Annotated in this window: 11 protein-coding genes and 3 pseudogenes; 4 read left to right on the top strand and 10 right to left on the bottom strand. The window is 63.0% G+C overall.

Going from position 1 to position 14,018, the window contains the following annotated elements:
* Window positions 1-158 precede the first annotated feature (158 nt).
* From GYA94_RS15370 to glcE, 3 genes are read right to left on the bottom strand one after another with little or no spacing between them, the layout of a single operon-like run.
* Window positions 159-1,628: an FAD-linked oxidase C-terminal domain-containing protein gene (locus GYA94_RS15370; RefSeq protein ID WP_161892630.1), complete on the bottom strand. Its 1,470-nt coding sequence runs from the start codon at window positions 1,626-1,628 to the stop codon at window positions 159-161.
* Window positions 1,621-2,871, bottom strand: a complete 1,251-nt coding sequence (glcF, locus tag GYA94_RS15365; RefSeq protein ID WP_161892629.1) for a glycolate oxidase subunit GlcF — start codon at window positions 2,869-2,871, stop codon at window positions 1,621-1,623. Before glcF ends, GYA94_RS15370 begins: the two co-directional genes overlap by 8 nt.
* A complete protein-coding gene (gene glcE, locus GYA94_RS15360; protein WP_161892628.1) occupies window positions 2,862-3,983 on the bottom strand; it encodes a glycolate oxidase subunit GlcE in 1,122 nt (373 codons plus the stop codon). Before glcE ends, glcF begins: the two co-directional genes overlap by 10 nt.
* Before the next feature lie 203 nt (window positions 3,984-4,186).
* Between glcE and GYA94_RS15355 the strand changes: the two genes are divergently transcribed.
* The gene (locus GYA94_RS15355; protein ID WP_161892627.1) at window positions 4,187-5,128 is read left to right on the top strand and encodes a LysR family transcriptional regulator; all 942 of its coding nucleotides are present in this window, start codon (window positions 4,187-4,189) and stop codon (window positions 5,126-5,128) included.
* 42 nt (window positions 5,129-5,170) lie between these two features.
* On the opposite strand, the gene GYA94_RS15350 is transcribed toward GYA94_RS15355, so the two are convergent.
* Together GYA94_RS15350 and GYA94_RS15345 are read right to left on the bottom strand one after the other, a co-directional pair.
* Entirely contained in the window at window positions 5,171-6,415 is a 1,245-nt protein-coding gene (locus GYA94_RS15350) for an OprD family porin (RefSeq protein WP_110676486.1), read from the bottom strand.
* A 411-nt stretch (window positions 6,416-6,826) separates the two neighbouring features.
* A pseudogene (locus GYA94_RS15345) lies at window positions 6,827-7,264 on the bottom strand (zinc-binding dehydrogenase); the annotation flags it as partial.
* On the opposite strand from GYA94_RS15345, the pseudogene GYA94_RS15340 reads away from it, so the two are divergent.
* A pseudogene (locus GYA94_RS15340) lies at window positions 7,256-7,642 on the top strand (Lrp/AsnC family transcriptional regulator); the annotation flags it as partial. The pseudogenes GYA94_RS15345 and GYA94_RS15340 overlap by 9 nt on opposite strands.
* Here the strand turns inward: GYA94_RS15340 and GYA94_RS15335 are convergent.
* From GYA94_RS15335 to GYA94_RS15325, 3 genes are all read right to left on the bottom strand, one after another.
* The gene (locus tag GYA94_RS15335; protein WP_110676488.1) at window positions 7,643-8,653 is read right to left on the bottom strand and encodes a helix-turn-helix transcriptional regulator; all 1,011 of its coding nucleotides are present in this window, start codon (window positions 8,651-8,653) and stop codon (window positions 7,643-7,645) included.
* A gap of 146 nt (window positions 8,654-8,799) precedes the next feature.
* A complete protein-coding gene (gene dksA / locus GYA94_RS15330; RefSeq protein ID WP_009684822.1) occupies window positions 8,800-9,204 on the bottom strand; it encodes an RNA polymerase-binding protein DksA in 405 nt (134 codons plus the stop codon).
* 30 nt (window positions 9,205-9,234) lie between these two features.
* Entirely contained in the window at window positions 9,235-10,581 is a 1,347-nt protein-coding gene (locus tag GYA94_RS15325; RefSeq protein WP_161892626.1) for a dihydroorotase, read from the bottom strand.
* A gap of 146 nt (window positions 10,582-10,727) precedes the next feature.
* Here GYA94_RS15325 and GYA94_RS15320 point away from each other — a divergent pair, with 146 nt between their 5' ends.
* Complete coding sequence (locus GYA94_RS15320; RefSeq protein ID WP_110676492.1) at window positions 10,728-11,159, top strand: DUF4440 domain-containing protein; 432 nt, start codon at window positions 10,728-10,730, stop codon at window positions 11,157-11,159.
* A gap of 81 nt (window positions 11,160-11,240) precedes the next feature.
* Here the strand turns inward: GYA94_RS15320 and GYA94_RS15315 are convergent, their stop codons facing one another.
* Window positions 11,241-11,858, bottom strand: a complete 618-nt coding sequence (locus GYA94_RS15315) for a dTMP kinase (RefSeq protein WP_054911594.1) — start codon at window positions 11,856-11,858, stop codon at window positions 11,241-11,243.
* Window positions 11,859-11,993: 135 nt separating this feature from the next.
* Here GYA94_RS15315 and GYA94_RS15310 point away from each other — a divergent pair.
* Window positions 11,994-12,314 (top strand): annotated as a pseudogene (locus tag GYA94_RS15310) (LysR substrate-binding domain-containing protein); the annotation flags it as partial.
* Between the two features lie 135 nt (window positions 12,315-12,449).
* On the opposite strand, the gene GYA94_RS15305 reads toward GYA94_RS15310, so the two are convergent.
* Window positions 12,450-14,018, bottom strand: a 1,569-nt coding sequence (locus GYA94_RS15305; protein ID WP_161892625.1) for an acetolactate synthase large subunit, incomplete at its 5' end; no start/stop codon positions are given.

Below are 14,018 nucleotides of genomic sequence, written 5' to 3'. Positions count from 1 at the left end.
GCGTTGCAGGCAGCACCTAGGCTCTGTACGAAAAGCCTTGATACTTGCCCATGCTGCGTTGAAAACAGCCTCGGAATGCTCATGTACTCCAGTACACTCCGCTTCCTCGGCTGTTTTCGCCTTGCCTGGCCTGCGTCTCAAGACTTTTCGTACAGAGCCTAGAAACGAGGCAGGTCCGGGTGCGCCATTTGCCCTTCGTGGATATGCATGCCGCCAAGTTCCGCACAGCGATGCAGGGTGGGTATTGCCTTGCCGGGGTTCAGGATCGAATGCGGGTCGAACAGCGTGCGGATCTGCGCGAACACTTCCAGCTCGTGCGCACCGAACTGCCAGCACATGCCGTGTAGCTTCTCCGTACCGATACCATGCTCACCGCTTATCGAGCCGCCGGCCTCCAGCGCCAGCGCCATGATCCGGTCCGCCAGCGCCATTGCCCGCGCCTCCTCGCCCTGGTTGCGGCTGTCGTAGCGCAACACCGAATGGAGATTGCCGTCGCCGGCATGGAAACTCTGCACCACCTCGATCGCCGCCTCGGCGGCCATCTGGTTGATACGGTCCAGCACTTCACCCAGCAGCCGACGGGGTACTACGCAATCGGCCACATACACATCCCGCGCCGTTCTCAGCAACGCCGGCAGGATGTTCTTGCGCGCCGCCCACAGTTCGAGCCGCTCATGCTGCTCATCTGCCTGGCGCAACTCCAGCAGCCCATGCTGCCGGAAGATCACCTGGATCTGTTCCGTCCAGGCGGCGATCTCGGCGGCCTGGCCATCCAGTTCGCAGAGCAGCGCGCCGCCTGCATCCGTACGCAGCTTCAGCCCCGGCGAGTAACTGTCGGCAGCGATCAAGGACGCGTTATCCATGATTTCCAGCCCGGCAGGCACAATCCCGGCCCCGATGATAGCGGTCACAGCGTTGCAGGTGTCTCTTGGCGTGGAAAAAAAGCCCAGCAAGACACGAATTTTCGACGGCACAGGTAGCAGGCGCAGGCGCGCCTGGGTAATGAGGCCCAGCAGCCCTTCCGACCCGGTCAGCAACGACAGAAAGTCAAAACCCGGGGTATCCAGCGCGGCACTGCCCACCTCGAGCACCTGGCCTGCCCCGTCGACCATTCGTACGCCCAGCAGGTTGTTCACCGTGAGCCCGTACTTGACGCAGTGCACGCCGCCTGCATTCTCCGCCACGTTGCCGCCAATCGTGCAGGCGCTCTGGCTGGACGGATCGGGGGCGAAAAACAGGCCATGGTGTTGCGCGTGCTCTGAAACCGCCACGTTACGTACGCCCGGCCCGGCCAGCGCCTGCCCTGCGGCTGCCAACACGGTGACAGCGCGAAGCCGGTTGAGGCCCAGCACGACACTGCCCGACACAGGCGTTGCCCCGCCAGAAAGACTGGTGCCGGCCCCCCGTGGCGTGACGGCTATGCGATGCTGCGCACAATAGCGCAGTACCTGGCAGACCTCGTCTTCATCAGCCGGCAGTACCACCGCCATGGGCCGCTCGCACAAATGAAACAGCGCGTCGCACTCGTAAGGGACGAGCGCCGCCGGCTCATCGATCACCCAGCGATCGCCCACGATCGCCTTGAAGGCATCGACGGCACACTGGCGCGCACGGTTGTGTTCAGGCATGTGAGCATTCCTCGTCAGTTAGACGCTGCGCAAGCAACTCCAGCCAGTGGCCGACCTCGACCGGGCTGGCTTTCTGCAGGTGCAGGATGCAGCCCACGTTGGCCGACACCACCCGTGAGGGCTGGCCGGCGGCAAGGTGACCCAGCTTGCGCGTGAGCAGTTCTTCACTGCGCCCGGGCTGCAGCAGCGAATACGCGCCCGCAGAGCCGCAGCACATGTGCTCCTCTTGCACGGGTATCAATGTGTAGCCCGCCCGGCGCAGAATGGTTTCTACCTGCGCTTTGGCCCGCAGGCTGTTGCGTAAGCTGCACGGCACATGAAAGGCCAACCGCTCTTCACCGGCTGCCAGCGGTTTCAGGGTAAGGGGCCGCTCAGCCCACAGGGCATTGAGGAACGTGCCAGGGTCTTGCACCAATGCACTGACCCGCGCCGCCTTGGGCGCGTAGGCCGGGTCATCGCGCAGCAAGTGCCCATAGTCCTTGAGCTGCGCACCACAGCCGGTAGATGAAGAGAGGATCGCTTCCGCGCCCCGCTCGATCGCGGGCCACCAGGCGTCGATATTGCGCCGCATGGCCGCTTTGGCGGCGTGCGGCGCATCCAGATGCTGGCTGAGTGCCCCGCAGCAGCCACCGCCCGACGCGTGCACCATGGCAACGCCAAACCGGTCCAGCAACAGGGACAGCGCCGCGTCATGCCCCGGCGTAAACACCGGCTGCACACAACCCTGCAGGCTCAGTACATGGCGCGCGTGCCTGGGCGCGAGCCCTGTTGCCAGTGCCGGGCGGTCGGGTACCAGGGCACGCAGGCGGCCTGGCAAACAGGGCTTCAACGCCCAGCCGATACGCGCCAGGGTGCCAAGGGCAGGCCTGCAGGTCATCACCGAACGAATGGCCAAACGCTTGGCGCGCTGCCAGAAGGGCCGCGGCTGTTGCGCGTTGATCAGTTGCTGCCCCAAGTCGATCAGGTGGCCATACTGCACACCTGACGGGCAGGCAGTCTCGCATGCCTTGCAGTGCAGGCAGTTGTCCAGGTGCCCCCGCGTAACGGCCGTTGCCGTCCCGCCCTGAAGGGTGTCACGGATGAGGTAGATTCGGCCTCTTGGGCTGTCGAGTTCGTTTTCCAGCATTTCATAGGTCGGGCAAACGGAAGCGCACAGCCCGCAATGCACGCAACTCTCGACCAGGGCCGCAGCCTGGATTGCGCAATCGCTGGCGATCAAACGTTCATGCAGGTCTACACGCATTGGGTATTCTCTTTGGCAGCGTCACGCAAGGCGCCGCGATCGAAGATCCGGCAGGGGTCGAAAATATCCGCCAGGCCATGGCTCAGCTGGGTCATGCCCGCAGACAATCCGTGCCAGTCCCCGCCTGCAGGCCCACGCCAGGCCAGCGCATGCCCGCCATGGTCTTGGGCCCAGCCATGAAGGTGCTGATCGCCGCTGGGCAGCCAAGCCCAGCGCAGGCCCCCTGCCCAATCGATTGCACCCGTCGCAGGGTGCAGCAGTGCATCGGGGCGCACGCTTGCCCTCCACAGCGTTTGCCCTGGCCTTGGCCGAAAAAAACCATGCTCACGATGAACCACACTGCGCCAGAAGGCCGCCCCATCAGCCACTTCGGCATACTCACCTGCCAGGTTCGCCAAGGCGTGACGAACGCTGTAATCGCTCCCGCTGTAGCGCAGGAACAGGCGGCCACCCACGTAAGCCGATGCGGACAGCAGGCCAGGCCCCTGGCCGCCCCCCAGCATCGTGGCCAGCGCCGTTTGCGCGGTACAGGCCGTGGCCACCGTCACCTCTGCCGCAGGCCGCGGCATCACGCGCAGCGTCACCTCGAGCAGCGCCCCCAGCATGCCGCGGCTGCCGCCCGCCAGGCGCGCCACGTCGAACCCGGCGACGTTCTTGACCACCCGCCCGCCAAAACGCAGGTCTCTTCCCAGGCCATCGATCAGCCGTACCCCGATCAGGTGGTCGCGCAGTGCCCCGGCATAGGGCCGCCGCGGGCCCGACCACCCCAGCGCCACCGCCCCGCCTATGCTGTTGGTCTGTTGCACCACTGGCTCGAAACCGAGCATCTGGCCGTGCTCGGCCAACACTTGCTGGAGCAGCGCGACCGGGGTGGCGCACCGAACGGTCACGACCAGGTCACTGGGGTCGTACTCAACGATGCCGGTGTGCCCCTGCATGGAAATCACGGCAGCCTCGGTGGTCGCGTGGCTGTGGGTGCCGGCGCCGCGAATCTGCAGCGTGGTGTGGTCTGCGCGCGCCCGGGCGAAGTGCTCACGCAGCCAGGGGACGGCATCGCGTGCATCGGGTAGACGATGTTCGCCTGCGCTGGGCGTTGAACCGAAGGCTGACATGTTAGGCAATCTCGTGTTTTTTATTGTGATTCGCTGGCCAACGCCAGGCTTTGGCAGACGTTAATGAACGCCGGCGCGCAGGTCGACTGACTTATTTTCCCCAACGCATGAGCCGTAGCTCATGTGCTTTTGGCGCTGTATCGAACGCGTCATGCCGATACAATCCAGCCACCGGCAATTGCCGCAATCGCCCCCGGACCACAATGACTGATAGTGACAACAAAGCGCTGCTGGACAGGTTCTTCCGGTCATCGCTCAGCCTCAAGCAACTGCGCATACTGGTAGCGCTTGCCGACCTTGGGCAGGTGCGCAAGGTGGCTGAAGCCATGAACGTCAGCCAGTCTGCTGTTTCCAAGCAGCTGGCAGAAATACAGGAAGGTATCGGGCACCCTGTCGTCACGCGGGTCGGCAACCGCCTGGCGCTGACACCGGTGGGGCTGGCCCTGATCAGCAGCGCCCGGGGCGTGCTCCATCATCTGGAACGGGCGCAGCATGAAATCCTTGCCCTGCGCGAGGGCAAAGGTGGGCACCTGGTGCTAGGCACTGTCTCATCAGTGTGTGCGACATTGGTGCCTGGCGCGCTCAACTACCTGTACGAGCACGCGCCCTCGGTGTCGATCAAAGTGGAAGAAAACACCGCCGACAAACTCATCCCGCAGCTGGTCGACCGTTCGATCGACATGGCGATTATCCGCATATGGCAACCGTTGGCAGTGGCGGGTGTCTCCCAGCAAACCTTGATGCATGAAGCCCTGGTCATCGTCGCCGGGCCTGATCACCCGCTCGCGCGGCAGGGCGTGGTCGACTGGGCACAGACCGTCAAGTACCCCTGGATCGTGCCGAACGCGGGTTCACCCGCACGTGAGGCACTGGAGGCGATGCTGGCCATGCATGGCTTGAGGTTGCCTGGCGGGACCATAGACTCCATTTCCATGACGCTGATCGTCTCGCTGCTGGCCCACAGCCGGCACTTGTGCTTGCTGCCCGAGCACTTCGCCAGAAAACTGCAAGCCAGAAACGAGGCGAGTATTTTGCCGGTGAATACCGCAAACCTTCTGTCTGAAGTACGGGCAGTGTGGTGCACCGCCAACACCAACCCGGCACTCAACACCCTGCTGCGTTGCCTGGCGTACGCCTCAGCGTGATTCGATGGTGTGAGGGGGCGTGCTCGCCCCTCCCTACCCGGCTCACCAGAGCGCTATCTGGTACCCCAGGATCACCCGGTTCTCGTCAAGATCGGTGGTCAAGCCATTGCCCGAGCGGAACGACACATTCCGCCAACGCAGGCTCAAATCCTTCAATGGCCCCGACTGTATGACGTAGGCGATATCCATGTCGCGCTCCCACTCATGCCCGTCCGCCACGCCGCTGGCTTCGATACTGCGCCCTTGTACGTAACGCGTCATGAAAGTAAGCCCGGGCACGCCCATGGCCGCAAAGTTGTAGGTGTAGCGCAACTGCCACGCGCGGGTGTTCTGTTTTGCAAAGGTATTGTGCGTGACCAGGTTGACCGAATAGGGGTCGGCACCTGCCAGGAACGGAAAGTTGCCGTCCCCAGACAATTTCTGCCAGCCAGCACTGAAGCCATGCCCTTGGGTATCCAGTGTGACCATGCCATTGAGGAAGTCGTTGTCGATGTCGCCCCCGATGGCCCGGCCTTCATCGAGGCTATGGAAATAGCGCAGATCGGTCACAAGCTTCAGCCCAGGGGCTATTTCAGCCGTGTGATTCAGGCCCACGAAATGCTGTGCATAGGCGTCTTCCAGGCGCGCGTAGTAATAACTCAGCGAGAGGTCCTTGTTGACCGTGTAGGCCCCACCCGCGAAATCAAAGTCGCCAGCACTCAAGCCGTTATACGCGTAGGCCATGTCCTTGTTATCGGTCGAATCGCGAAGGTTGACCCGGGTCAGTTGGCCAAGCGTCAGGCTAAGGTTGTCGACATCCTTGGAGGTCAACATTGCTCCCGTGTAGCGCGTGGCCAACAGCCTCGTATCGTTGTACATGACCACGGGCAAGTTGGGCTGCAACGAACCCACCGACAACTGCGACTTGCCCAGGCGCATCTTCGCGGTCACGCCGGCTTCAGACCATTCGTTCTCTGCTTTGCCATCACGCCCCAGCACCAACAGGTTGGTGCTGCTACCGCGTTGGCCTGCATCGAGTTTGACGCCCATCTGCGCGATGGCATCCACGCCGAACCCCACTACCCCGTCGGTGAAGCCCGAGTTGAAGCGCAGCGTGAACCCTTGCCCCCAGTCGCGCATGGGCTCGGGGCTTCCCGAGTTGCGCAAGTCACGGTTCATGTACATGTTGCGTGCATCGATCACAGCATGGCTGTCGCTGATAAAATCGGCCCGCGCACCCTGGATGGGCAGTGAAGACGCACAGAGACAGATACTCAGTTGTGCAGTAACGCCAAGTTTTATTTTCATTGTTTTTATGAGTAACAGTGCCCGCTGCTGGCAGGCGGGCTTGCCTGAGGAAGTAGCGCCCGGCCCCGTCAGCACTGCTGACCAAGCCCAGGCATCCAGCACCCTCAGGCTACCGAGGCGCCGTACGCGGCGTTAGCCGATTCCAGCAGCAGCTATCCGGTTCGGGCGGATTTGTGTGCAGGCAACAGCAGCGAGCACCTCTGCGATCGTGGCTGACCACATGCGCCAGCCAGCGGGATCACAAGCTCGGCACCTTTTTTTGACTCATTTTTCACAAGCGATGGGCGATCGTTGAGCCATCCCTACGTGTGATAGCAGTTCCCATTGGCCCGTCTAGCAGCGGGCTATCTTTTGCCCGCGATTCAGGCCAGCGCCGGCAGTAACCCGTGCCAGCCCACCGTTGCTGGTGCATCAGAACTCGGTAATCACGGTCACACCCGCTGTATCGAAGCGGTCCATGTTCATCAACGCGTCGATGGACTGCGCCAGGTTGATGGTCTTGCCCACCAACCTTTCAGGGGCCAGCTTGCCCGAAGCGATCATCTCCATCATGGCATCGTAGCGATGCGCTTGCATGCCATGGCTGCCGTAGATTTCCAGCTCATGGGCAATCACCTTGCTCATGGGGATCGCAGGCTGGGCGTGGTCTGCCAGCATCAGCCCGACTTGTACATGCCGGCCGCGACGGCGCAGGTTGTTGATGGAGTTGAAGCACGTGGTCGGGTGGCCCAATGCGTCCAGCGACACATGTGCGCCGCCCCGGGTGATGTCCATCACCGCCTCCGTCACGTCCGCTACCTGACTGGCATTGATGGTGGCCACGGCGCCCAGTGCCCGCGCCTGAGTGAGGCATCATGCTGGAGGAAACAGAAGCGGCTGGAAGCGAGCGGCGTGATAGAGGGCTACCAGGCCATACTCAACCGCAAGAAGCTGGGTTTGGGGGTGATGGCGTTCGTGCAGATTTCCTGCACCGACCACAGCGAAGAGGCGACCGCGAAGTTCGAAAAGATCATCGCGGCGGCTCCGCAGGTGCTGAGCTGCCACAACACCACGGGCGAAGCCGACTTCCTGCTTCAAGTTGTCGCCCGGGACCTGGACAGCTATAGCCGCTTCATCGACAAGGTGCTGCGCAAGTTGCCCGGCGTGGCGAGTATCAGGTCCAACCTGTCGTTGCGCGAGATGAAAACGACCAACCAGTTCCCCGTGGCCGAACTCCTGAGCCTTTGATCAGGCCCTTGGGGTACTGGACGGCAACTCGCCGAAGCGCCGGCGGTACTGCTCGCTGAAACGACCAAGGTGGTTGAACCCCCAGGCTTCGGCAACCTCGGACACCAGCCGGTCCGAGCCGCTGCACAGCAACTCATTGCGCGCAGCATCCAGGCGCAGCGCCTTGACGTACTGCATGGGAGACTGCTGAAGCGCGCGCTGAAAGCCTTCGCTCAAGGAGCGCACGCTGACCCCCGCTGCGCTGGCAATGTCTGTCAGCTTGATATCGTCGCGCAGGTGCTCACGGATATACCCCTCGGCACGCTTCACATGCCGGGGCATCAAGGGTTGCGGGCCGAACCCGGCGCCGTGATCGGCGTGCAGCGCATGCATGAGGGTGAACAGCGCACTTTGCTGCAGAAACTCCAGCGTGCGAGCATCGGGCGTAGGCTCTGGGCCGATCATGTACGTCATCAACAGGTTGAGAAAGCCGATCCAGCGCATCTGCGCCGTACCGCCGGCTTGCAACATCGCATCGAATCGCAGTGGCCTGGCCGGCATGCAGCCGTGGAAATCCACGCAAGCCGCCTCGATCAGGGCCAGGGGGAACTGCACATGCAGACGCCAGCTGTCGGCACTGAATGCCTTGTTGATACGGTCTTCCAGTGAATCGATCATCACCAGCCCGCCCCCGCCGGAGTAAACCCCTTTTGGCGTGTGGATGGTCGCGCTGCCTTGTAGCTGGGTGCTGACCAGCAAAAACGAGGTGGGCGTCTGGTCGAGCATGACCGGCACGCCAAAGCGCAAACTGGCCACCTGCAATTCACCGACAGCGCGGCGCTGCAACTGCATGGCAAGCGCACCATCGCGGTTGTCCACGGCGAGCCGGTTCGCGCTGTAATTGGCTGCAAGCACGTCCGACGCGTGCCGCGCATCGCAAGCCTCGACCTGGTCTGCGGTAAAGCTCAACGCGGCTTGTGTATAGGTACGCAGCAACGAAACCGCATGGGCAACGCCGTTGCAAGAGGCCATGGTTGTCACAGCGCGCCACTCTTATTGTTGTTGTGAGTGCTCACGTTGTAAGCAATCGGCCGGGGGGAGTCAATGCCGGCCATCGCGAGACCCGCCTACAGCGCTGCGGTGACGCGCCCCTTTGGCTACCGTTTGCTGGCGGGTGTTCAATCCTCGCGAATATGCCGCTCCTGGCGTTCCTGACGCTCTTTCGCTTCGATACACAGCGTGGCTGTCGGGCGCAGCAGCAAGCGCCTGAGACCAATGGGTTCGCCAGTGTCCTTGCACCAACCGTACTCACCCCGGGCAATGCGCTCCAAAGCCTCGTCGATCTTGTCCAGCAGCTTTTTTTCCCGCTCCAGCAAGCGCAGTTGCCAGTGCCGTTGCTCTTCCACGGTGCCCAGGTCGGAGGGGTCGCTGCTGGGTTCGAACTGCTGCATCAACTCGAACTCACGGGAAATTCGCGCTTGCAGCTCAGTCCGCTGTACCAGCAGCAGATCACGGAAAAAGGCCAGCTGTGCAGCGTCCATATAGGCCGCTTCAGGCATGCGGAGCAATTGGTCTTCGGTCATTGCAGTCGTTCTCGCGTGGAGGGTTGCGTTTCAGCGCCGCTGGCCATTGAACGCCAGCGGTAAGCCTTGGCAGTGCGCGTTCAAGCGGTGCTCATGCCAGGCCAACTGGCCGGACACGATCGTGGTCGTGACCCGATGGCGCAGGCAGTGGTGCTGCAAAGGTGTCCACTGGCAGTGGGCAAGGACCGGGTCGAGGTCAACCGGCCTGGGTGCGTCGAGGCGTTCGACCAGGGCGAGGTCAGCCCAGTAGCCTTCGCGCAGGTAGCCACGTGCCTCTATCGCGAACAGGTCGGCGACCGCATGGCTGGTTTTACGCACCAGCTGGGTGATCGGCAGCAGCCCCTGCTCGACCAGCTCGAACAGCGCTGGCAGTGCATGCTGCACCAACGGCAACCCGGAAGGTGCCAAGCCGTAAGGCTGTTGTTTTTCTGCCAGCGTATGGGGGGCATGATCGGTGCCGATCACATCGATGCGGTCCTCCAGCAAGGCCTGGCGCAGCGCGTCGCGGTCGGCAGTGGTCTTGATCGCCGGGTTGCACTTGATGAGGTTGCCCAGGCTTGCGTAGTCGCGGTCATCGAACAGCAGGTGGTGGACGCACACCTCAGCGGTGATCAGCTTGTGGGCCGACGGGCCAGGCTCGAACAGCCGCAACTCCCTGGCAGTGGTCAGGTGCAGCACATGCAGACGGGTAGCGAAACGGTTTGCCAGCTCGACCGCCAGGCTGGACGAACGCCAGCAAGCGTCTGCATCGCGTATCAGCGGGTGCATCGCTGGCGTGATGCCTGCGCCGAACTGCGCACGGTAGCGGGCTTCGTTGGCAATGATCGAAGGGGTATGCTCGCAATGCGCCAGCAACACCGTCGGTACACAGGCAAAAAGCCGCTCGAGCACCCTGGTGTCATCAACCAGCATGTCGCCGGTGGAGGCCCCCATGAATACCTTCACCCCGGCAATTTGCCGGGGATCCAGGCGGGCAACGGTCTCCAGGTTGTCCTTGCTCACCCCAAAATGGAAACCGTAGTTGGCAACCGATGAGCTGGCAGCGCGGGCCTTCTTGTCGTCAAGGGCCGCCTGCGTCAAGGTGGCCGGCCTGGTGTTGGGCATGTCCATGAAACTGGTGATACCACCGGCCACGGCAGCACGTGACTCACTGGCCATGCAGCCTTTGTGCGTGGCGCCGGGTTCGCGAAAGTGCACTTGGTCGTCGATCATGCCAGGCACCAGCCAGCGGCCTTGGGCATCGATCTCCACAGGGGCATTCACGCCCTCGATGCTGGCGGCGATCTTGTCGATTCGGCCGCGGGCAATGAAGACATCGGCCTCGAACACCTTGCCCTCGTTCACCAGCCGGGCATTTCTGATCAGGATACGGCTCATGAACGCGCGTCCCCGTGGCTGACACTGGCTGGCTGCTCGAACCGGAACGGCATGACCCATCTCTCACTGCTAAAATGTTATGTTATAACACTGTATACCAGTGGGTATTTCCCCGTCACCCTCTTCTTGCATTACAGGTAATCCGCATGCGCGCTTCTCACACTTCTGCCGCCGAACCCTACGCCGACACTGAACTGGCCTGCCTGGCGGGGGCCAAGGCTGCGCTCTATCGCTGGGCAGCGACGGTCGCCACGCGTGACGTCGACCAGGTGCTGGCGCTTTATGCACCAGATGCGATCCTGGTGCCGACCCTGTCGAACCAGGTACGGGACTGCGACGACAGCCGTCGCAACTACTTCGACAACTTCCTGGCCAATGATGGGATGGTGTGTGACATCCAGGTATTCAAGAAACGGGTAAGCCGCAAGCTCGGCACCGTGGTGGTCGGTGGGCTCTATACGTTCGTCTATCGCCAAGCAGGCGTTCAGCGGGTGGTGCCCGCGCGCTTCCTGTTCACCTTTGAACGGATCGACGACCAGTGGCTGATCACCGGGCACCACTCGTCGATCGAGGCCTGAGGGTGGGGCCAGCAGGCGGCCGAGGCTCGCATCCGCCGCGAGCACGAGGTGCGGATACCGCCGAGGGTGGCTCGGTGGGCCTTACACCTGCCGCAGCACTGCGTGTATTTCAGCCACGATCTGGCAGCTGGCCTGCTCCACCGTGCCTTCATTGCGGCACAGCACCCAGCCCTGTTCGGCAACCGCACGTTCGAACGCCTCGGTGCAGGCTACCTGTTCATCCAGGGTGTGGATGACGGTACTGCGCAGCCCGCGGGTGCGCGCAGCCGCCCGGGCCCAGGAGGTTTCGGCGGCGGTGACCACGCCCACGTGCAGGTCCGGCACCTGCACGCCGCGCTCAAGGTTCAACTGCAGGATCTGCGCAAACGGCACGCTGCGGCGGAAGGCTGCGTCCGACGGGTACCAGCGATCGATCAGGATGATGCTGCCGGCCGGTTGCCGGGGCAGCACGTTTCGGGAAATCCAGGCACGGCTGTCGGCAAAGCGTTGGCAAACCTCATGCTCCAGCGCCTGGCAAGGGTTGCGGGCAAGCCTGTTGACCAAGGCCATGGTATCGCCGCGGTAGGGATCGTTGTTTCTCTCGCACAGGCGGACCACCTTGTGCCCGCCCAGCCTGAGGGCTTGCGTAACGGCCTCCAGCAAGGTGGTCTTGCCGGTGCCTTTAGGGCCATCGAGAGATACAAAAAGCGGACGGTTCATCGTTCAAAACCCATAAGCGCAAGCGCGGGATGAGAGCATTGATCACACCCCGCTTCAAGCGCTTGCGCTCAAGGAGTACATTTGTACCCCACCCGGGACAGGCGGCCCGTTCGCTAGCGCGCGGGTGCCGCCCCCGTCAGGCGTTTTACCCACGCCCATGGCACGCAACAGGATGTCACACCGCGAGGACCGCTGCGGGTCACCAACTCGGATGCACTGGTGGCGCCGTTGCTGGCGGGTGTCGCGCTTGCCGAACTGCCAGAGTTCATTGCGGCGCACTACCTGGCCGATGGCCGCCTGGAACGGGTATTGCCGGCATGGCGCATGACCCAGGGCGGCCTGTATTTCGTCACCCCTTCGGCGCGGAGTCGGCCACGCAAGGTGCAGGCATTGGCCGATTTCTTTGTCGAACGGTTGTCTGCCGCCGCCTGGCGGGGCCCTCGGGCTGAGGGCTGAGCGCAGCTACCTGCCGGTGAAATGATTGGGGCCACCCTGCAGGCAGCCCCAAAGCGTCAGCTGGAGACTCAGGGCCGCATTGCGCTGGCCCTTTCACGGCGCCAGGACGCGCCCACCAAGGTGGGCTGCCCAGGCTCAGACCGCCAGCGCGCGCTCACGCAGCTCGCTGTTGAGGATGCGGTCGTTTTCGCTGTAGTCGACCGGGCAGTCGATCACGTGCACGCCTGGGGTCTTGATGCAGTGCTCCAGCAGCGGCAGCAGGCCGTCGGCGCTTTCCACGCGGTGGCCATTGGCGCCGTAGGCTTCGGCATACTTGACGAAGTCCGGGTTGCCGTAGTCCAGGCCGAAATCGGTGAAGCCCATGTTGGCCTGCTTCCAGCGGATCATGCCGTAGCCATCGTCACGCAGGATCACCACGGTGATGTGCATGCCCAGACGCACGGCGGTTTCCAGTTCCTGGCTGTTCATCATGAAGCCGCCGTCACCGCACACCGAAATCACCGGGCGATCCGGGTAGACCAGGTGTGCAGCCATGGCCGATGGCAAGCCGGCGCCCATGGTCGCCAGGGCGTTGTCCAGCAGCACGGTGTTCGGCTTGTGCGCCTTGTAGTTACGGGCGAACCAGATCTTGTAGATGCCGTTGTCCAGGGCCACGATGCCTTCGGACGGCAGCACGCGACGAATGTCGGCCACCAGGCGCTGTGGGTAGACCGGGAAGCGGTCGTCGTCGGCGCCTTCGGCGATCTGGGCTTCGTTGGCTTCACGAATCGCCATGAGGCGGGTGAAGTCCCAGTGCGAAGTGTCGCCCAGGCCTTCAGCGATCTGCCACACGGCGTTGGCGATGTCGCCGATCACTTCAACCTGCGGGAAGTACACGGCATCGACTTCGGCGGAACGGAAGTTGATATGGATGACTTCGGTGCCGCCACGCACCATGAAGAACGGCGGCTTCTCGATCACATCGTGGCCGATGTTGACGATCAGGTCCGCCGCTTCGATCGCACGGTGCACGAAATCGCCGGACGACAGCGCAGCGTTACCCAGGAAGCGCGGGTGGCGCTCGTCAACCACACCTTTGCCCAGCTGGGTGGTGACGAATGGGATACCGGTATTATCGACCAGTTGCTTGAGGACCTTGGCGGTCATCTTGCGGTTGGCGCCGGCGCCGATAACCAAGATCGGACTGCGGGCTTTGTGCAGCTTTTCAATCGCAGCTTCGATGGCCACGTGCTCGGCCAGCGGGCGGCGGTGCAGGCTGCGCGGGATCGGCAGCGCGTCGGTCTGCTCGGCGGCGATGTCTTCCGGCAGTTCCAGGTGCACGGCACCCGGCTTTTCTTCTTCAGCCAGGCGGAAGGCTTCACGCATGCGCGAAGGGATGTTGTCGGCCGAAGCGAACTGGTGGGTGTACTTGGTGATGGGGTCCATCATGCCGCACACGTCGATGATCTGGAAGCGGCCCTGCTTGGACTTCTTGATCGGCTTCTGGCCGGTGATCATCATCATCGGCATGCCGCCCAGGTAGGCATAGGCGCTGGCCGTGACCAGGTTGGTGGCACCCGGGCCGAGGGTCGACAGGCTGACGCCGGTCTTGCCGGTCAGGCGACCGTAGGTAGCCGCCATGAAGCCTGCAGACTGCTCGTGACGGGTCAGTACCAGTTTGATCTTCGACTTGCGCAGGGATTCGAGCAGGTCGAGGTTTTCCTC

It is taken from the genome of Pseudomonas juntendi (assembly GCF_009932375.1).
Classification (GTDB): Bacteria; Pseudomonadota; Gammaproteobacteria; order Pseudomonadales; family Pseudomonadaceae; genus Aquipseudomonas; species Aquipseudomonas juntendi.
The sequence above is the reverse complement of the archived record's forward strand: the minus strand, read 5'-3'. Positions and strand labels throughout refer to the sequence as shown.

Coding starts and splice junctions, on each gene's coding strand:
- GYA94_RS15370 (WP_161892630.1), bottom strand. CDS start 1,628: ATGCCTGAACACAACCGTGCGCGCCAGTGTGCCGTCGATGCCTTCAAG.
- glcF (WP_161892629.1), bottom strand. CDS start 2,871: ATGCGTGTAGACCTGCATGAACGTTTGATCGCCAGCGATTGCGCAATC.
- glcE (WP_161892628.1), bottom strand. CDS start 3,983: ATGTCAGCCTTCGGTTCAACGCCCAGCGCAGGCGAACATCGTCTACCC.
- GYA94_RS15355 (WP_161892627.1), top strand. CDS start 4,187: ATGACTGATAGTGACAACAAAGCGCTGCTGGACAGGTTCTTCCGGTCA.
- GYA94_RS15350 (WP_110676486.1), bottom strand. CDS start 6,415: ATGAAAATAAAACTTGGCGTTACTGCACAACTGAGTATCTGTCTCTGT.
- GYA94_RS15335 (WP_110676488.1), bottom strand. CDS start 8,653: ATGGCCTCTTGCAACGGCGTTGCCCATGCGGTTTCGTTGCTGCGTACC.
- dksA (WP_009684822.1), bottom strand. CDS start 9,204: ATGACCGAAGACCAATTGCTCCGCATGCCTGAAGCGGCCTATATGGAC.
- GYA94_RS15325 (WP_161892626.1), bottom strand. CDS start 10,581: ATGAGCCGTATCCTGATCAGAAATGCCCGGCTGGTGAACGAGGGCAAG.
- GYA94_RS15320 (WP_110676492.1), top strand. CDS start 10,728: ATGCGCGCTTCTCACACTTCTGCCGCCGAACCCTACGCCGACACTGAA.
- GYA94_RS15315 (WP_054911594.1), bottom strand. CDS start 11,858: ATGAACCGTCCGCTTTTTGTATCTCTCGATGGCCCTAAAGGCACCGGC.